Genomic DNA, 17,182 nt, shown 5'->3' with positions numbered 1-17,182 from the left:
ACTGATCGCACCCGCTGTCCGCCAGGAGCACGCTGATGAAACGTTCGACGATCGCCCTCGCCATTCCGCTCCTGCTTGCAGGCGGCACCTACCTGGCCGTGGGCCAGGGCGCCGACGCCGCACCCGGCGACGCGGTAGTGGACGGAGGACAGGCCTATCTGCAGAACTGCGCCGCCTGCCACCAGCCCGACGGCAAGGGCCTGGCCGGCGCGTTCCCCCCGCTTGCCGGCTCCGACTGGCTCCGGGGCAAGTCACCGGCCCAGGTCGCGTCCACGGTCCTGGCCGGACTTGAAGGCGAGATCGTCGTCAACGGCGTCACCTACAACAGCCTGATGCCGGCGCAGAGCCACATCAGCGACGCCGATATCGCAGCCATTACCACCCATGTCCTCAACAGCTGGGACAACCCGGGCGGCAGCATCACCGAAGCCGAGGTCACGGCGCAGCGCGCGGCGCTGGCGGTGAGCACCGACCCCGCGCAGGGCGAAGTGCATCCCGGTACCAGCCAGGCGCAGGCGGCCTACGAGGGTGCGCCATCGACCGTCAGCGGCAGCGACGTCACCCAGATCCGCACGCCGGGCGCGCCGGCCATGAGCGAGGCCGAGTTCACCGCGGCGAGCGAGATCTTCTTCCAGCGCTGCGCCGGCTGCCACGGCGTGCTGCGCAAGGGCGCCACCGGCAAACCGCTCACCCCCGACGTGACCCAGCCACGCGGCACCGAATACCTGAAGGCGCTGATCAACTTCGGCTCGCCCGGCGGCATGCCCAACTTCGGCACCGGCGGCGAGCTGACCGCGGACCAGGTCGACCTGATGGCCCGCTTCCTGCAGCACACGCCGCCGAACCCGCCGGAATGGGGCATGCCGGAAATGCTCGCCAGCTGGAAGGTGCTGATCCCCGAGGACAAGCGCCCGACCAGGCAGATGAACGACTGGGACCTGGAGAACGTCTTCTCGGTCACCCTGCGCGACGCCGGCGAGATCGCCCTGATCGACGGCGACAGCAAGCAGATCATCAACATCATCACCACCGGCTATGCGGTGCACATCTCGCGCGCCTCGCACTCGGGCCGCTACATCTACACCATCGGCCGCGACGGCAAGATCGACCTGATCGACCTGTGGATGAAGGTTCCCGACCGCGTGGCCGAGATCAAGATCGGCCTCGAGGCGCGCTCGGTCGAGACCTCCAAGTTCAAGGGCTACGAGGACAAGCTCGCCGTCGCCGGCGCCTACTGGCCGCCGCAGTACGTGGTGATGGACGGCCCGACGCTGGAGCCGAAGAAGATCGTCTCGACCCGCGGCATGACGGTCGACACGCAGGAGTACCACCCGGAGCCGCGCGTGGCCGCGATCGTCGCCAGCCACGAGCACCCGGAATTCATCATCAACGTCAAGGAGACCGGCCGCATCCTGCTGGTCGACTACTCCGACCTTGAAGCGCTCAAGACCACGACGCTCGACGCCGCACCCTTCCTGCATGACGGCGGCTGGGACTCGACCAAGCGCTACTTCCTGACCGCGGCCAACAACAGCGACAAGATCGCAGTGGTCGACTCGAAGGAGCAGAAGATGACCGCGCTGATCGACGTCGACAAGATCCCGCACCCGGGCCGCGGCGCGAACTTCGTGCATCCCACCTACGGGCCGGTGTGGGCGACCTCGGCGCTGGGCAACGAGAACATCACCCTGATCGCCACCGACCCCGTCAACCATCCCCAATACGCGTGGAAGGCGGTCGCTGTGCTCAAGGGCCAGGGCGGCGGCTCGCTGTTCGTCAAGACGCATCCTGCATCGACCAACCTGTGGGTCGATACCACCCTCAATCCCATCGCGGAGGCCAGCCAGTCGATCGCCGTGTTCGACATCAACAACCTCGGCAAGGGCTACGAAGTGCTGCCGATCGCCGAATGGGCGAACCTCGGCGAAGGCCCCAAGCGCGTGGTGCAGCCCGAATACAACAAGGCCGGCGACGAAGTCTGGTTCTCGGTGTGGAACGGCAAGGACCAGCGCTCGGCGATCGTGGTGGTGGACGACAAGACCCGCAAGCTGAAGGCGGTGCTCGACGATCCGCGCCTGGTCACGCCGACCGGAAAGTTCAACGTCTACAACACGATGAAAGACGTGTACTGAGATCTGCAGGGAGGAACGGGCGGGGCGGGAGCCGATCTCCCGCCCCGTTTTTCATGCGTGCTGCCTGCCGACAGCCTCGAGCGCGTGCATGCGCCGGGCGCGCTCCAGGTGCACCAGCAGCAGCGAGATCGCCGCAGGCGTCATGCCCGGGATGCGCTGCGCCTGGCCGATGGTCTGCGGCCGCACCTGCTCGAGCTTTTGCCGCAGCTCCGCCGACAGCCCGCGCACGACGGCGTAGTCGAAGCCTTCGCTGATCACCGCGTCCTCGCTGCGGCGCTGGCGCGCGATCTCTTCTCGCTGGCGTTCCAGGTAACCGGAGTACTTGGTCTCGATCTCGACCTGCTCGGCGACCGCGGAATCGTCCACCGCGGGACCGAACGACGGCACCGCGACCAGTTTCGCGTAGCCAAGCTCCGGCCGGCGCAAGAGGTCGAGGCCGCTGCACTCGCGGCTGATGTCGATACCCAGCACCGCGGACGCGTCGCGCCCGGCAACGTTGTTCGGCGAAGCCCACAACGCGCCAAGCCGCTGCGTCTCCGCGGCGACCGCATCGCGCTTGCGCGCGAACGCATCCCAGCGCGCGTCATCGACCAGGCCCAGCTCGCGGCCGACCGGCGTCAGCCGAAGGTCTGCATTGTCCTCGCGCAGCTGCAGGCGGTACTCGGCACGCGAAGTGAACATGCGGTAGGGCTCGACCGTGCCATGGGTGATGAGGTCGTCCACCAGCACGCCGATGTAGGCCTGGTCGCGGCGCGGTGCGAATCCTTCGTGCCCCTGCACCGCGCGCGCGGCATTGGCGCCGGCGAGCAGGCCCTGGGCCGCCGCCTCTTCGTAGCCGGTGGTGCCGTTGATCTGGCCGGCGAAGTACAGCCCGGCCACGGCCTTGGTCTCCAGCGTGGACTTCAGGCCGCGCGGATCGAAGAAGTCGTATTCGATGGCATAACCCGGGCGCGTGATGTGCGCGCGCTCGAAGCCCTGCACCGATCGCACCAGCTCCAGCTGCACATCGAAGGGCAGCGAGGTGGAGATGCCGTTTGGGTAGATCTCGGCCACGCCCAGGCCCTCGGGCTCGACGAAGACCTGGTGGCTGTCCTTTTCGGCGAAGCGCACCACCTTGTCCTCGATCGACGGGCAGTAGCGCGGCCCGGTGCCTTCGATCTGCCCGGAATACAGCGGCGAGCGGTGCAGCGCGCCGCGGATGACGTCGTGCGTGCGCTGCGTGGTCTGCGTGATCCAGCACGACACCTGCCGCGGATGGTCGGCGTGAGAGCCCATGAACGAGAACACCGGGCGGGGATCGTCGCCGGGCTGTTCCACCATCACGGAGTAGTCGAGCGTGCGCCCGTCGATGCGCGGCGGCGTGCCCGTCTTCAGGCGGTCGACCACGAAGGGGCCTTCGCGCAGGCGTTCTGCCAGGCGCACCGAGGGCGGGTCGCCCATGCGGCCGCCCGCATGCTGCGCCTCGCCGACGTGGATGCGGCCGGCAAGGAAGGTGCCGGCGGTCAGCACCACGGCCGGCGCCTCGAAATGCAGGCCGGTGTTGGTGATCGCGCCGCGCACGACGCCACCTTCGATCACCAGGTCGTCCACCGCCGCCTGGAACACCGTGAGGCCCGGCTGCGCTTCCACAGCGCTGCGGATGAAGGCGCGATACAGCGCGCGATCGGCCTGGCAGCGCGTGGCGCGCACCGCGGGTCCCTTGGACGCATTGAGTCTCCGCCACTGGATGCCCGCGGCATCGGCGGCCCGCGCCATGACGCCCCCCAACGCGTCGATCTCGCGCACCAGGTGGCCCTTGCCAATGCCGCCGATGGCCGGGTTGCAGCTCATCGCGCCGATGGTCTCGATGCTGTGGGTCAGCAGCAGCGTGCGCGCACCCGCACGCGCGGCGGCAAGCGCGGCTTCGGTGCCGGCGTGGCCGCCGCCGATGACGATGACGTCGTGGCGGTGGAAGTTGTGATCCATATCGCAATTATCGCGCTTGAAGGCGAACGCGACGCGGTCGCCGGGAAAGTTGGCACGCTACCTGCATCCGATACAGGCGCACCCGGGATGGCAATCGCCTAGGGGGGCGTGGCCGGAGATTGGAACAGGGCTGGCCAAGCGCATCCAGGGGAAGCGAAGGGGCCGAACGTCGGGGGACGTTCGGCCCCGTTTTTTTTGCCCGGGCTCCGGGCGGCGCGCCGCGCCTGGTATGGAGCCGACCCCCGGCGGGAGCGGAACAGGGGGGATCCGGGATCCCCCGCCGGGTGTCGACATTGGTCACCCCGGATTACGTCAGGAAGCGACGCAACCGGTCAGTCGGCCTAGCTTGCGACGACTGCGACCCCGACGCAAGCGCCTGGATCGCAGTAATGCGATGCATGCCCCGGAACTAGTTCTCCCGCTCGAGGCGTGACCGCGACGCAGGGGCCGGCCGGCTTGCACGTGGCGCCGGTGCCGCGCGCGGGACAGGCGCGGAACGCGGGGCGGGAGCGGAGCGCTGGCGGACCGCGGGGGCGGGGCGCGATGGGGTGATCCGGGCAGGGGCCGACGCAGGCGTGCGCGAGCCCGGAGCCGGACGCGCCATCGGCTGGGTCCGCGTTGCCGGCGCCACCCGGGCGCCACCAGCCGGACCCCGTGGCTGGCGAACGCGAAGGCGGCTGTCCGCCGGACCCGACCGCGGTATCGGCAGGGCCGGCGCGTTGCCGCCCGCCGGCGGACCCACCGGCCGGTCGCGCCTCGGGGCGTTCAGGCGGTCGCGCGGAACACCGGCGCGGTTGCCCGGGACACCCGCGGGCGGCCGCGCGGCGGCCTGCTCGCGAAGGCGCTGGAGGTCATGGCGGGTGCGGTTGGAATCCGTCGACGCCGGCGGCGGATCGTCGGTCGGCGGCCGGTGCGGCGGACGATAGGGCGGGCGGTAGACGTAACCCGGCCAGCCATACCAGCCGCCGCCGCCATACCAGGGATAGCCGTGGTGCCCGTACAGGCCGCCCCGGTAACCGAGTCCGCGGTAGTAGCCGAGTCCGCCGTACATGGACCCGTAACCGTAGCCGCCATAGGGCGCGTAGTAGCCATCGTCGTAATACGACGAATTGCCGTAGTAGTAGTCGCCGTAACCGTATCCGGCGTAATCGCTGTAGCCGTAACCCGTCGCGCAGCCCGTCAACAGGGCCAGTACGAGGGCGATGAGGATCTTGCGCATGTCGCTTCTCCCCCCAAGGGTGATTGCCATCACAGGGTCGGCCCCGACCGTTGAATTGGGGCTTAACCCGGGCGGATGGCGCCGTCCGCTGCTGAACCCGTCGTTCAAGTCCGCTAGTCTGGACGCATGCCTCCCGTCCCGGCCACTTTCAACGACGTCCTGGCGGCGGCGGCGCGAATCGCGTCCCATGCCCACGTGACGCCGGTGCTGCGTTCGGCCTGCCTGGATGCCCTGGCCGGCTGCAGCCTGGCCTTCAAGGCCGAGCACCTGCAGCGCAGCGGCGCGTTCAAGTTCCGCGGCGCCTGCAACGCGGTGTGGTCGCTGTCCGACGAAGACGCCAGGCGCGGCGTGGCCACCCATTCCTCCGGCAACCACGGCGCGGCGCTGGCGCTGGCCGCAGCCGGCCGCGGCATCGCGTGCCATGTGGTGGCGCCGGCCGACGCGGTGCGCGCCAAGCTTGCCGCGATCGCCGGCTACGGCGCGGTCATGCATCGCTGCGCACCCGGCATCGCCGCGCGCGAAGCCGCCTGCATGGCCGTCGTGGACACCACCGGCGCACGCCTGGTCCATCCCTACGCCGACCCCGCCGTGATCGCCGGCCAGGGCACGGCGGCACTGGAGCTCCTGGCTTCGGCCGGCCCGCTGGACGCACTGGTGGTGCCGGTGGGCGGCGGCGGCCTGGCAGCGGGCACCGCGCTGGCGGTGGCGGCCAGGGCGCCGGCGTGCCGCCTTTACCTGGCCGAGCCCTCCGGCGCAGCCGAAACGCAGGCATCGCTGGCCCGCGGCGAGCGGGTCACCGACTTCAGTCCCGACACCCTCTGCGACGGCCTGCGCGGCACCCTGGGCCAGCCCGGCTTCGAGATCCTGCGCGCCCATGGCGCCGAGGTGCTGGTGGTCGACGACGCCGACACCGTCGCGGCGATGCGCCTGCTCTGGCAGCGGATGAAGCAGGTGGTCGAGCCGTCCTCGGCGATCACCCTGGCCGCCGTGCTCGGCCACCGCGAACGTTTCGCCGGCCAGCGCGTGGGCCTGCTGCTGTCAGGCGGCAACGTGGACCTCGACGCGCTGCCGTGGGCCGCATGAGGCGCCGCAGGCACCACGGCCGGGCACGGCGGCCGCGGCGCTGGCTGCGCTGGCTGCTGCGCGTCGCGCTGCTGGCCACGCTGTGGCTGCTTGGCGTGGCGGCGTGGATCGTGTACGTCGGCAGCCGCGACCAGGCCGGCGCGGCGGACGCCATCGTGGTCCTGGGGGCGGCGGCGTACGACACCCGCCCGTCGCCGGTGTTCACCGAGCGCATCCGCCACGGCATCGACCTGTACGAGCAGGGGCACGCGCCGGTGCTGGTGTTCACCGGCGGCTACGGCGACGGCGCGCGCTTCTCCGAATCGCAGGTCGCGCGCACGTTCGCGCTCCGCGCGGGCGTGCCGGAACAGGCGATCCTGATCGAGACCCTCTCGCGCACCACCTGGCAGAACCTGGCCCGCAGCCGCGACCTGCTTGCCGACCACGGCCTGCAGCGCGTGATCGTAGTCAGCGACCCGCTGCACATGGCGCGCGCGCTGCGGCTGGCGCGCCAGCTCGGCATCGATGCCGTGGGCTCGCCCACGCCCAGCACCCGGTTCCGCAGCTTCCGCACGCAGTGGCGCTTCCTCGCGCGCGAGGTCTATTTCTTCCACCGCGACCTGGTGGTCTCGCCCGACTGACGGCCTCAGCCCGGGCTGCCGACCAGGGTCAGGCCTTCGCGCAGCAGCCAGCGCGTGGCTGCGGCGCGATCGGCCTGCGGCAGGCCGTCCAGCACGCCCACCAGCCAGCGGAACGACCGGCAGCGCGCCTGTCGACTGGCCTCGTCCCTGCCCTCGCTGGCCATGCCGAGCATGAAGCCTTCATGCAGGAAGGTGGCGCTGACCGCGGCCGACTTCAGCACCTGGCGGGCGTGCACGGGGTCGTAGGACTGGACCGGACCCTGCAGCCCGGTCAGCGCGATGTCGGTGAAGGCCAGGGCGAAGCGCTCGCGGCTGGCATCACCCAGGCGGTCGACGGCGCGCTGGAAGGCGGCCACGTCACGCGCGGCGTCGGGATCGAACAGCGCGCACAGGGCGCCGGACTCGGTGTCGGAACGCGAACTGGCGTGGACGGCCTTGAACAGGCGGTCGATGGCCGGGTCCGGCGCGCGCAGCAGGACGTCGTCGCCCAGTGACAGCACCGCGGCGGGATCGAGCTGCGACAGGTCGATCGAATAGCGCTGCGCGGACGCCGGCAGCGCGACGCAGGCCGCAAGCAGGAACGCGCATATGGCGGGTAACACGCGCCGCGCGCGGCGACGCGGATGCCGGCGCAGGTGCCCAGGCGCGGGCGGCGCCGGCGGCGGGATGCCGGCGTGGGCGGAATCGGGACCCGGGGTCGCGGGAAGAGTCTGGAAGGCAGTCGACATGGCGCGAGTGTAGGCAGCCGCGTGCCGCGCTGGATGAACCGCAACCGCCGCCCACACGGCACATCGACGGGCGCTGCTCAGCCCCGGCGCCGGCGCACCGGGATGCCTGATGCAGGGAAGCGCGCCACGTCCTCGCCACCTTCGCGGATCGGCTGGCCGTGCGCCGGAGCCCAGGCCATCGCAGTGATGGTTTCCCAGGTGGCGGGCAGCAGGCTGTCGTCGCCGCGCCACTGCTCGTAAGCCGCCCGTGCGGCGACGAAGCGACCGCGGCCGGTCAGCTCGCGGCGCCGCGTCGCCAGGGCATTGGTGGCGCCGAGCTCGCGCAGGCCTCGCATCAGGCCGGCCATGTCCGCGTGGCCATGCACGTCGACGTCGCGATCGAGCACCGGGTCGCGGAAGCCGGCGCGCATCAGCGCGTCGCCGAACTCCGCGATGCCGGCGAACGGCGACACGTGTGCGGCGTCCTGGTCGGCCTCGGCAAAGGCCGCGCGCAGCTCGTGCAGGGTGGCCGGACCGAAGGTCGAGCACAGCAGCATGCCGCCGGGACGCAGCACGCGGCGGAAGCCGGCGAACAGTGCGTCCAGGTCCTCGACCCACTGCAGGCACAGGTTGCTGAAGAGCAGGTCGACGCTGTCGTCGGCCAGCGGCAACGCGCGGGCGTCGGCGCAGACGCGGTCGATCGGGCGCTGCAGCGGATTCCAGCCGCGCCTGGGCGCGACCTGGCGCAGCATCGGCAGGGCGAGGTCGATCGCGACCACCCGCGCCTTCGGCCAGCGCTGGCGCAGCGCGACCGCGCCGGTGCCGGGGCCGCTGCCCAGGTCGACGATGTCCGCAGGTGCCTGCTCGCCGAGATACTCGAGCGATTCCAGCAGGCGCGACTCGACCTCGCGCTGCAGCTCCGACGCGGCGGAGTAGCTGCAGGCCGCGCGCGAAAAGGCGCGGCGGACCTGCTGGCGGTCGAATACGTGGCTCATGACGTTCCCGCCTGCGGGTCGACGGGTACGACCGCTGCGTCAAGTCGTGCCTGTGCGAGGAAGCCGGCGATCGCGTCGGCCACCTCGTGGGCATGGGTCAGGAACGGCGCATGGCCGCCGCGTTCGATCTGGACGAAGCCGGCGCCGGGGGTGCGTCCGGCGGCGGCACGCATGGCGCGCGGATCCACCACGCGGTCGCGACGGCCGGCGATCCACAGGCTCGGCACCTGGAGCCGCGGCAGCAGCGGCCGCTGGTCGACCTCGTGCAGCAGGTCGAGCCCGCGCGCGAGCGCGGCCGCCGGCGGCTCGCCGCGCGCGAACACCTCGTTCCGCAGTGCCCGCAGTTCGCCACGGGAGTCGTCGGAGCCAAAGGCTTCCAGCGCGATGAAGCGTTCGAGCGTGCCGTGGTAATCGTTGCGCAGGCCGTCGGCAAAGCCGGCGAAGATCTCCGGCGACATGCCGTAGCGGCCCGCGTCGACGGTCGCGGCTGCAGTCGCTCCCACCACCGTGGGCGACGTGTCACTGCCATCTGTGTGAGCGGCCACGGCCGCGATTCCTGCAGCATCGCGCACAAAGCGCGGTGCCGAGCACATCATCACCAGCCCCGGTACCCGTTCCGGTCGCGTCGCCGCTGCGCGCAGGGCGAACATGCCGCCCAGCGACCAGCCCAGCCACGGCGCCACCGGCACGCGCGCAGCGACGGCCTCGACCACGGCCCCGGGTTCCAGCGGCACCGCGCTGTCGCGGCTGCGGCCGTGGCCCGGCAGGTCGACCAGATGCAGCTCGAAGCGATCGGCCAGGCGTTCCACCAGCGGCGCGAACACGCCGCCGTGCATCGCCCAGCCGTGCAGCAGCACCAGCGGTGCGCCGCGGCCTTGGACATCGATGTGCAGGTCGGCGCTCACGTCGCCGCCGGCGTCTGGCGGCGCGACTCGTGGGCGTCCCGGGAAGCGGGCATGGGATTCTTCCGGATGGGCAATGCGGTGAACCGGCAAGTCTGGAAACCGTGCCGCACGCTGTCAACCTGGAGCAGCGCGCCCTGGTTGACGGCCAGCGGGCGCCACGCCGCGATGACCTGCTCAGGCACCCCGGTCCGTCCGCAGCGCCCGCGTTGCCCGCTCGCTGCCCGCGGCCGGCCGCGCCACCACCCAGGCGAAGCCGATGATGCCCAGCACCACCACCGCCGCGCCCGCCAGCGCCATGCCCCGCGGCCAGTCCTCGCCCAGCAGCAGCACGCCCAGCAGGACGGCAAACAGCACTTCCGAGGCCTGCATGGCCTCCACCGCGCCCAGCGCCAGGGGCTGGGTGCGCACCATGCCGGTGGCCTGGAAGAACAGCACCATCGCGATCACGCCCGCGAACAGGGCCACCGCTGCGCCCAGCCACAGCTGCGCCACCGTCGGCGCGCCCTGGGTGGCAAAGGCATACAGCGCCAGCAGCCACCACAGCGGCTGGCTGGCGAGCGTCATGCCGAACACGCGCTGGGTGGCGTTGAGCGACTGCCCGGTGTCTTCGAGGTGCAGCAGGAGCATGCGGTTGCCGAGCGGGAAGGCGAACGCGGCCGCAAGCAGGCAGGCCAGCGCGATCCAGCCCGCCCGGTCCAGCGCGCCGCTCGCGTGGCCGAACTGCATCAGCAGCACGCCGGCGAAGATCACCGCCGCCACCGCCAGCCCGGCGCGCGGGATCCGCCGCCGCGCATCGCGGTACAGGAACGGCGCGCACAGCATCCCGGCGATCACGGTGAACTGGAAGGTGCCGGCAACCAGCCACGACGGCCCACTGGCGGCGGCATAGCTGAGACCCAGGTAGAACACTCCAAAGCCGATCAGCGAACTGCGCAGCCACGCGCGGGGATGCGCTGCAATCGCGCGCAGCACGGGCTTCGCGCCGCCCTGGAAAGGCATCAGCGGCAGCATCAGCGGCAGCGTGAACAGGTAGCGCAGCGAGGCGATCCACGCCCAGTGCATGGCCTGGTCGGCGGCGGCGCGGTTGATCACATAGGTCAGGGTGAAGAACAGCGACGCGCCGAGGGCGACGCCGATGGCGGCCAGGGCGCGGCCCGGGGCGGGGACAGGACTCTTGGTGGACACGGTTTGCGGCGGGTGCCGGGCGCGGTCAGGCCGCGCTGGCATCGACATGGTCGCGGCTGCGGGCAAGGGCGGCGACCAGCGCGTCCACCTGGTCTTCGTCATGCGCGGCGCACAGGGTCACGCGCAGGCGCGCGCGGCCTTCGGGCACGGTCGGCGGGCGGATCGCGGCCACCCGGAAGCCCTCGGCCTCCAGGCGCGCGGCCATGTCCAGCGCGCGCGCGTTGTCGCCGCAGGGCACGGGCTGGATCGGGCTGTCGGAGGGCGGCAGTTCGAAGTCCGCCGCCTGCATGCCCGCGCGGAAACGCTGCACCAGCGCACCCAGCTTCTCGCGCCGCCAGTGTTCGCGGCGCGCCAGCTTCACCGAGGCCAGCGCCGCGGCGGCCTGCGGCGGCGGCAGCGCCGTGGTGTAGAGATAGGGGCGCGCGGTGCCGGCAAGGTGCTCGATGAGATCGACGTCGCCCGCCACCACGGCGCCGTAGCCGCCCAGGGCCTTGCCCAGGGTGACCAGCTGCAACGGCACCTCGGCTACGCCCAGGCGCGCCTCGGCCACGCTGCCGCGGCCGCCAGGACCCAGCACGCCGACGCCATGGGCATCGTCGACGTACAGCAGGGCCGACTGCATGCGCGCGGCCAGGGCCAGCTGGCGCAGCGGGGCGACATCGCCGTCCATGCTGAAGACGCCGTCGGTGGCGAGCATCGCCGCACCCTCGGGCACCGAACGCAGCTGGCGCAGCGCGCCCTCGGCGTCGGCGTGCGGATAGCGGCGCAGGCGGCAGCCGGCCAGGCGCGCGCCGTCGATCAGGCTGGCGTGGTTGAGCCGGTCCTGGACGCTGGTGTCGCCGTCGCCCAGCAGTGCCTGCTGCACGGCCAGGTTGGCCACGTAGCCGCTGCCGAAGACCAGCGCGCGCGGCACCTCCAGCCAGTCCGCGACCTCGCGTTCCAGCGCCTCGTGCGCGACATGGTGGCCGCTGACCAGGTGCGAGCCGCTGCCGCCGACGCCGTCGCGGGCGGCGGCGCCCTGCATCGCATCCACCACCTGGAACTGCTGCGACAGGCCGAGGTAGTCGTTGCCGCAGAAGTCCAGCAGCCATCGGCCGTCGATCTCCATGCGCACGCCGTCGCGGCGGCCGACCACGCGGCGACTGCGCACCAGATCACGCGCCAGCGCTTCGGCACGCTGCGCCTGCGCGCGGCGGCGGAGGTCGGGGCGCTTGGCAGCCATGGCGCGCTGCTAGGCCGCGCAGGTCCGGGCCGGCGGGTCGACGATGTCGGCGTGCACCGTGCCGCCGTGATCGTGGCCCTCGGCATCCACGCGGACCTGCATCGCGCGCAGGCCCAGGCGGTCGAACAGCGCCTGGTCGTGGGCGACGTCGGGGTTGCCGGTGGTCAGCAGCTTCTCGCCGTGGAAGATCGAGTTGGCGCCGGCCGAGAAGCACAGCGCCTGAAGCTCGTCGGACATCTGCTCGCGGCCGGCCGACAGCCGCACCATCGACTTCGGCATCAGCAGGCGGGCGACGGCGATCGTGCGCACGAACTCGAAGGGATCGAGTTCGGCAGTGCCGTGCAGCGGCGTGCCCTCCACCTGCACAAGGCGATTGATCGGCACCGAGTCCGGGTGCGCCGGCATGGTCGCCAGCGTCTGCAGGAAGCCGGCGCGCTGGCGGCGGGTCTCGCCCATGCCGACGATACCGCCGCAGCAGGTCTTGAGCCCGGCGTCGCGCACGTGTTCCAGGGTGTCGAAGCGGTCCTGCAGGTCGCGGGTGCGGATGATCTGGCCGTAGTTCTCCGGATCGGTGTCGATGTTGTGGTTGTAATAGTCGAGGCCGGCGTCCTTCAGCGCCTGCGCCTGCGTGCCGGTGAGCATGCCGAGCGTGGCGCAGGTCTCCAGGCCCAGCGACTTCACGCCGGCGATCATCGCAGCGACCTTCGGGATGTCGCGGTCCTTGGGCGAGCGCCAGGCGGCGCCCATGCAGAAGCGCGAGGCGCCGGCGGCCTTGGCCTGGCGGGCCTTCTCCAGCACCGCGTCGGTCTCCATCAGCTTCTGCGCATCGACGCCGGTGTCGTAGCGCTGTGCCTGCGGGCAGTAGGCGCAGTCTTCCGGGCAGCCTCCCGTCTTCACCGACAGCAGGGTGCTGACCTGGACCTCGGCCGGATCGAAGGTCTGCCGATGCACGCTGGCGGCGCGGAACAGCAGTTCGGGCAGCGGCAGGTCGAGCAGCGCCTCCACCTCGGTGCGGGTCCAGTCGTGGCGCGGGGCGGCGGCATCACCGGCGCGGAATTCACTGACGGCGGGCATGGCGTGTTCCTGAAGGCGCTTGCGGAGCTGACCGGGCAGTCTGGAAAGCATGCCCGCACCTGTCAACCTCGCACAGGCCGTTCCGGTTGACGGCTGGCTGGCGCGGTTGGGCCGCGGGCTATGGGCCCCGCGCTGCCTGGTATGCCGGGAACCGGCGGTGGACCGCTTCGACCTCTGCGCCCGTTGCGAGGCCGCCCTGCCGTGGATGCCCCCCGCCTGCCTGAGCTGCGCTATGCCGCTGCCACCGGCGGCCGCGCGAACTGCCGCACCTGCGGGTACCGCACCCGCCGTCCTGGGCAGGATGGTCGCTGCTGCTCCCACAGTTCCGGGCGCGACGATCACCGCTGCTCCCACAATACCGGCCGGTTCGCCGCGCCCTTCGCCGCCTCGGCTGTGCAGCGCCTGCCAGCATGCTCCGCCGCCGCTGACCCAGACCCATGCCACCTTCCTTTACGGCTTTCCGCTCGATCGGCTGCTTCCCCGGCTGAAGTTTCACCGCGACCTCGCCGCCGGGCGCCTGCTGGCCCAGGCCATGGCCGCCAGCCTCTCCCGACATGCCCTGCCGGATGCGCTGGTGCCGGTTCCGCTGCACCGCAGCCGCCTTCGCGAACGCGGATTCAACCAGGCCCTGGAACTCGCGCGCCCGCTGGGACGGATGCTCGGCGTCCCTGTGCGCGGCGATTTCCTGCTGCGCACGCGCAAGACCGCTCCCCAGTCGCGGCTCGACGCGGAGGCGCGTGCCGGCAACCTGCGCGATGCGTTCGAAACCGGCGTGCGGGCCACGCCGCCGCCACATGTCGTCCTGGTCGATGACGTCATGACCACCGGCGCCACCCTGCACGCCGCCGCCGACGCCCTGTTCGATGTCGGCGTGGAGCGGGTGGACGCCTGGATCTGCGCCCGCGCGCCCTAGGTGCGTCGCGCCGCAGCGGCGGAACCCCGGGATGGGGGCCCTACGTACTCCGCGGATCGGCCACCGGCTCCGTGAGCGCCTGCGGCCCGGACGTCGGCACGGTGTGCAGGTCGCTCGGCTGGCGCTCGATCATCCGGCGCACCCGCGGGCCTTCCGGCCCGCGGTGCAGCGCGCGCAACTGGGCGGGGATGGTCGCGTCGTCGTGGGTCAGGCGGCTGTTGTGGCGGACGTATTCGAGCCAGGTCGGGGTCGCATAGCGTTCGATCCAGACCTGCGGATCGGCAAGGTCGCGCAGCACGCGCCAGTTGCGCGCGCCGTCGCGGCGGCGGATGCGGCGGCGCTCCGCCATCGCGTGCAGGAACTCCGGCACGTCCTCCTCGCCGATCAGGTATTCGATCGTGATCACCACCGGCCCGGTGCGCGGCTGCACCGGCACGGCGGTGGCGGGCTCCTTCCAGCGGCTGAGCGGGTCGAGGTTGAGCTCGGTCAGCCTGGCCAACGGGCGCCAGAAGCCGAGCAGCGCGCAGGCGACCATCACCAGCGCCGCGCCGAACAGGCCCGTGCGCACGCCGCCCTGCTCGGCGAGGAAACCCCACAGCCAGCTGCCCAGCGCCATGCCGCCGAACGCCGACATCTGGTACAGCGACAGCGCGCGCGCCACGACCCAGCGCGGGGTGGACAGCTGCACGGTCACGTTGAACGTCGACAGCGCCAGTACCCACGACGCGCCGCCCAGCAGCAGCGCCGCCATCGTCAGCAGCAGCCAGCTGCTCATGGCCGCGACCGCCGCCGCAAGCGCGAAGGCGACGCAGGCCCAGCGCACCAGGCCCTCGTTCGACAGCGCGCCGCGCAGGCGCGTGCTGCCCATCGCGCCACCGATCGCGCCCAGGCCGAACGCGCCCAGCAGCAGGCCGTAGGTCAGCGGGCCGCCGACGATCAGGTCCCGGGCGACCAGCGGCATCAGCGCCATCACCGCGCTTGCGCCCAGGCCGAAGACGAAGGCGCGCCCCAGCACCGTGCGGATGACCGGGGACATCATCACGTAGCGCACGCCCGCGGCCATCGCACTGCCGAGCGCCTCACGCGGCAGCAGCCGCGGCTTTGCTTCAGGCCGCCAGCGGGCGAGCACCACCACCAGCGCGACATAGCTCACCGCGTTGACCGCGAACGCGGCGGCAGCCCCGGCCGCGGCCACGATGGCGCCGCCGACCGCCGGCCCGACGCTGCGCGCGATGTTGAAGCCCATGCTGTTGAAGGCCACCGCGCCCGGCAGCTCCGCGCGCGGCACCATGTCGCCCACCGAGGCCTGCCAGGCCGGCGCGTTGAAGGCCGCGCCGCAGCCGATCAGGAAAGTGAAGAGCAGCAGCAGCCACGGCGTGACCAGCCCCGCCCAGGTGCAGAGCGCCAGCGCCACCGATACCAGCAGCATGAACACCTGCGCGCCCAGCATCATCCGGCGGCGATCGTAGTTGTCGGCCATCGCTCCGGCCACCAGCGAGAACAGCATGACCGGCAGCGCGACCGAGGCCTGCACCAGCGCCACCATGTCGGCCGACTTCGCGATCGAGATCATCAGCCAGGACGCGCCGACCGACTGGATCATGCCGCCGAAGTTCGATGACGCGCTCGCGAACCAGACCCGGCGGAAGATCGGATAGCGCATCGCCGACAGCGCCGAGGGGCGCGGCGCGGAATCGGGCGGGACGTCGGGCGGAATGTCGGGGGTCTGCGCCATCAGTAGCCTGGCCGGGAGGAGCGGCGGCTATTGGGCCAGAGTCGATGCCTCGGCCGCGTCATGGTCGCGCCGGCCCCCTTGCGGTCAAGGCCAAGGCCGATGCCGGCGCCGCGGTCACGCTCCACCGCGCAGCGCGAAGTCGGCGGCGATGCCGGCGAACACCGCCATCCCGACCCAGTGGTTGTGCAGGAAGGCCCGGAAGCAGGGCCCGCGCTCGCGGTTGCGGCAGATCATGAACTGCCAGGCCACCAGCACGAGCGCCACCCCCAGGCCCGCCCAGTACCACGTGCCCATCCCCGCCTGGCGGCCGACCAGCGCCAGCCCGAGGAAGGTCAACGCGTACAGCACGCCCTGCGCCACCAGGTCCATGTCGCCGAACAGCACCGCGGTCGACTTCGAGCCGACCTTGATGTCGTCGTCGCGGTCCACCATGGCGTACCAGGTGTCGTAGGCCGTCGACCACAGGATGTTGGCCGCGTACAGCACCCAGGCCACCGGCGGCACCTCGCCCTGCACCGCCGCGAAGGCCATCGGGATGCCCCAGCCGAAGGCCATGCCCAGGTAGACCTGCGGCAGGTGCGTGTAGCGCTTCAGATACGGATAGGTCGCGGCCAGGAACACGCCCACGAAGCTCATCAGGATGGTCAGCCGGTTGAGCGTGAGCACCAGCGCGAAGGCCGCCAGCATCAGCACCGCGAACAGCGCCAGCGCCTCGCGGCCGCGCACCGCCCCGGTGGCCAGCGGACGCTCGCGGGTGCGCTCGACGTGCGGATCCAGCCAGCGGTCGGCGTAGTCGTTGATGACGCAGCCGGCGGCGCGCGTCAGCCACACGCCGGCGCTGAAGACGAACAGGATCCACAGCGGCGGCACGCCTTCGGCGGCGATCCAAAGGCCCCACCAGGTGGGCCAGAGCAGCAGCAACCAGCCGATCGGCCGGTCCGCGCGCATGAGCTTCCAGTACAGGCCCAGGCGCTCGCGCCAGGTGGGCGCAGCGGGCGCGCGCGCCTCGAAACGTTCGTAGGACATGGCGGACATGGTACCGCCGGGGCGCCGCCGCGGCCGCTGGCCCAGCAGCGCGACGGCGTCTCGCCGCAGCCGTGTCCGGGCCCCTCGCTTCAATCCGCCAGATAGTGGAAAATGGCGGTCTGCGCGCCTGTAGCTCAGCCGGATAGAGTAGTGGCTTCCGAAGCCGCTGCTCATTGGTCGGCAACAGGTTCCAGAGTGTCACCGGGCCACTACTCGAAAGTGGCTGGCCCGAAGCAGAAAGTCCTTACAAAACGCGCCTGTAGCTCAGCCGGATAGAGTAGTGGCTTCCGAAGCCATTGGTCGGGGGTTCGAATCCCTCCAGGCGCGCCATCTTCCCTGTGACGAAAATGGGACGCTGCTGGGACAGCGTTCGCGAAGGCCCCTCCCCGGCTTGAGTACAA

Annotated in this window: 14 protein-coding genes and 1 tRNA gene; 5 read left to right on the top strand and 10 right to left on the bottom strand. The window is 71.6% G+C overall.

Annotated features, from left to right (window positions below; all coding sequences use genetic code 11):
- Positions 1 to 35: 35 nt before the first annotated feature.
- A complete protein-coding gene (locus tag WCE39_RS08895) occupies positions 36 to 2,132 on the top strand; it encodes a cytochrome D1 domain-containing protein (protein WP_343276328.1) in 2,097 nt (698 codons plus the stop codon).
- Between the two features lie 51 nt (positions 2,133 to 2,183).
- Here WCE39_RS08895 and mnmG read toward each other — a convergent pair whose 3' ends face one another.
- Together mnmG and WCE39_RS08885 are read right to left on the bottom strand one after the other, a co-directional pair.
- Entirely contained in the window at positions 2,184 to 4,097 is a 1,914-nt protein-coding gene (gene mnmG, locus WCE39_RS08890; protein WP_343276327.1) for a tRNA uridine-5-carboxymethylaminomethyl(34) synthesis enzyme MnmG, read from the bottom strand.
- Positions 4,098 to 4,506: 409 nt separating this feature from the next.
- A complete protein-coding gene (locus WCE39_RS08885; RefSeq protein WP_343276326.1) occupies positions 4,507 to 5,316 on the bottom strand; it encodes a hypothetical protein in 810 nt (269 codons plus the stop codon).
- A gap of 126 nt (positions 5,317 to 5,442) precedes the next feature.
- Between WCE39_RS08885 and WCE39_RS08880 the strand changes: the two genes are divergently transcribed.
- Both WCE39_RS08880 and WCE39_RS08875 read left to right on the top strand, forming a co-directional pair.
- Positions 5,443 to 6,399 (top strand): pyridoxal-phosphate dependent enzyme, encoded by a 957-nt coding sequence (locus tag WCE39_RS08880; protein WP_343276325.1) that lies wholly within the window; start codon positions 5,443 to 5,445, stop codon positions 6,397 to 6,399.
- Complete coding sequence (locus tag WCE39_RS08875; protein WP_343276324.1) at positions 6,396 to 7,019, top strand: YdcF family protein; 624 nt, start codon at positions 6,396 to 6,398, stop codon at positions 7,017 to 7,019. Before WCE39_RS08880 ends, WCE39_RS08875 begins: the two co-directional genes overlap by 4 nt.
- Positions 7,020 to 7,024: 5 nt before the next feature.
- On the opposite strand, the gene WCE39_RS08870 is transcribed toward WCE39_RS08875, so the two are convergent.
- The 6 genes from WCE39_RS08870 to bioB form a co-directional block, all read right to left on the bottom strand.
- Positions 7,025 to 7,621 carry a hypothetical protein gene (locus WCE39_RS08870; RefSeq protein WP_343276323.1) on the bottom strand — a complete coding sequence of 199 codons (597 nt, stop codon included), beginning with the start codon at positions 7,619 to 7,621 and terminating at the stop codon, positions 7,025 to 7,027.
- 203 nt (positions 7,622 to 7,824) lie between these two features.
- Positions 7,825 to 8,721 (bottom strand): malonyl-ACP O-methyltransferase BioC, encoded by an 897-nt coding sequence (gene bioC / locus WCE39_RS08865; protein WP_343276322.1) that lies wholly within the window; start codon positions 8,719 to 8,721, stop codon positions 7,825 to 7,827.
- Positions 8,718 to 9,614, bottom strand: coding sequence for an alpha/beta fold hydrolase (locus tag WCE39_RS08860; protein WP_343276552.1), 897 nt, complete (start codon positions 9,612 to 9,614; stop codon positions 8,718 to 8,720). Before WCE39_RS08860 ends, bioC begins: the two co-directional genes overlap by 4 nt.
- Before the next feature lie 186 nt (positions 9,615 to 9,800).
- Positions 9,801 to 10,811: a multidrug resistance efflux transporter family protein gene (locus WCE39_RS08855; RefSeq protein WP_343276321.1), complete on the bottom strand. Its 1,011-nt coding sequence runs from the start codon at positions 10,809 to 10,811 to the stop codon at positions 9,801 to 9,803.
- Positions 10,812 to 10,836: 25 nt separating this feature from the next.
- The gene (gene bioF / locus WCE39_RS08850) at positions 10,837 to 12,033 is read right to left on the bottom strand and encodes an 8-amino-7-oxononanoate synthase (RefSeq protein ID WP_343276320.1); all 1,197 of its coding nucleotides are present in this window, start codon (positions 12,031 to 12,033) and stop codon (positions 10,837 to 10,839) included.
- A 9-nt stretch (positions 12,034 to 12,042) separates the two neighbouring features.
- The gene (gene bioB / locus WCE39_RS08845; RefSeq protein WP_343276319.1) at positions 12,043 to 13,107 is read right to left on the bottom strand and encodes a biotin synthase BioB; all 1,065 of its coding nucleotides are present in this window, start codon (positions 13,105 to 13,107) and stop codon (positions 12,043 to 12,045) included.
- Positions 13,108 to 13,156: 49 nt separating this feature from the next.
- Here bioB and WCE39_RS14295 point away from each other — a divergent pair, with 49 nt between their 5' ends.
- On the top strand, positions 13,157 to 14,020 hold the full coding sequence (locus WCE39_RS14295; RefSeq protein ID WP_452299574.1) for a double zinc ribbon domain-containing protein: 864 nt from the start codon (positions 13,157 to 13,159) through the stop codon (positions 14,018 to 14,020).
- Between the two features lie 40 nt (positions 14,021 to 14,060).
- Here the strand turns inward: WCE39_RS14295 and WCE39_RS08830 are convergent, their stop codons facing one another.
- Together WCE39_RS08830 and ubiA are read right to left on the bottom strand one after the other, a co-directional pair.
- Positions 14,061 to 15,755, bottom strand: a complete 1,695-nt coding sequence (locus WCE39_RS08830) for an MFS transporter (RefSeq protein ID WP_343276318.1) — start codon at positions 15,753 to 15,755, stop codon at positions 14,061 to 14,063.
- A 114-nt stretch (positions 15,756 to 15,869) separates the two neighbouring features.
- Positions 15,870 to 16,781 carry a 4-hydroxybenzoate octaprenyltransferase gene (ubiA, locus tag WCE39_RS08825; protein WP_343276551.1) on the bottom strand — a complete coding sequence of 304 codons (912 nt, stop codon included), beginning with the start codon at positions 16,779 to 16,781 and terminating at the stop codon, positions 15,870 to 15,872.
- 253 nt (positions 16,782 to 17,034) lie between these two features.
- On the opposite strand from ubiA, the gene WCE39_RS08820 reads away from it, so the two are divergent.
- Positions 17,035 to 17,111: transfer RNA gene (locus WCE39_RS08820), tRNA-Arg, on the top strand.
- The last annotated feature ends 71 nt before the right edge of the window (positions 17,112 to 17,182 follow it).

It is taken from the genome of Luteimonas yanweni, from assembly GCF_039548475.1.
Lineage (GTDB): Bacteria > Pseudomonadota > Gammaproteobacteria > Xanthomonadales > Xanthomonadaceae > Luteimonas.
This window is presented reverse-complemented; position numbering and strand designations above follow the sequence as displayed.

Bases quoted from the DNA above. Each gene is read 5' to 3' on its own strand.
- WCE39_RS08885 (WP_343276326.1), bottom strand. From the start codon at position 5,316: ATGCGCAAGATCCTCATCGCCCTCGTACTGGCCCTGTTGACGGGCTGC.
- WCE39_RS08830 (WP_343276318.1), bottom strand. From the start codon at position 15,755: ATGGCGCAGACCCCCGACATTCCGCCCGACGTCCCGCCCGATTCCGCG.
- bioB (WP_343276319.1), bottom strand. From the start codon at position 13,107: ATGCCCGCCGTCAGTGAATTCCGCGCCGGTGATGCCGCCGCCCCGCGC.
- WCE39_RS08895 (WP_343276328.1), top strand. From the start codon at position 36: ATGAAACGTTCGACGATCGCCCTCGCCATTCCGCTCCTGCTTGCAGGC.
- ubiA (WP_343276551.1), bottom strand. From the start codon at position 16,781: ATGTCCTACGAACGTTTCGAGGCGCGCGCGCCCGCTGCGCCCACCTGG.
- bioC (WP_343276322.1), bottom strand. From the start codon at position 8,721: ATGAGCCACGTATTCGACCGCCAGCAGGTCCGCCGCGCCTTTTCGCGC.
- WCE39_RS14295 (WP_452299574.1), top strand. From the start codon at position 13,157: ATGCCCGCACCTGTCAACCTCGCACAGGCCGTTCCGGTTGACGGCTGG.
- mnmG (WP_343276327.1), bottom strand. From the start codon at position 4,097: ATGGATCACAACTTCCACCGCCACGACGTCATCGTCATCGGCGGCGGC.
- WCE39_RS08880 (WP_343276325.1), top strand. From the start codon at position 5,443: ATGCCTCCCGTCCCGGCCACTTTCAACGACGTCCTGGCGGCGGCGGCG.
- WCE39_RS08875 (WP_343276324.1), top strand. From the start codon at position 6,396: ATGAGGCGCCGCAGGCACCACGGCCGGGCACGGCGGCCGCGGCGCTGG.
- bioF (WP_343276320.1), bottom strand. From the start codon at position 12,033: ATGGCTGCCAAGCGCCCCGACCTCCGCCGCCGCGCGCAGGCGCAGCGT.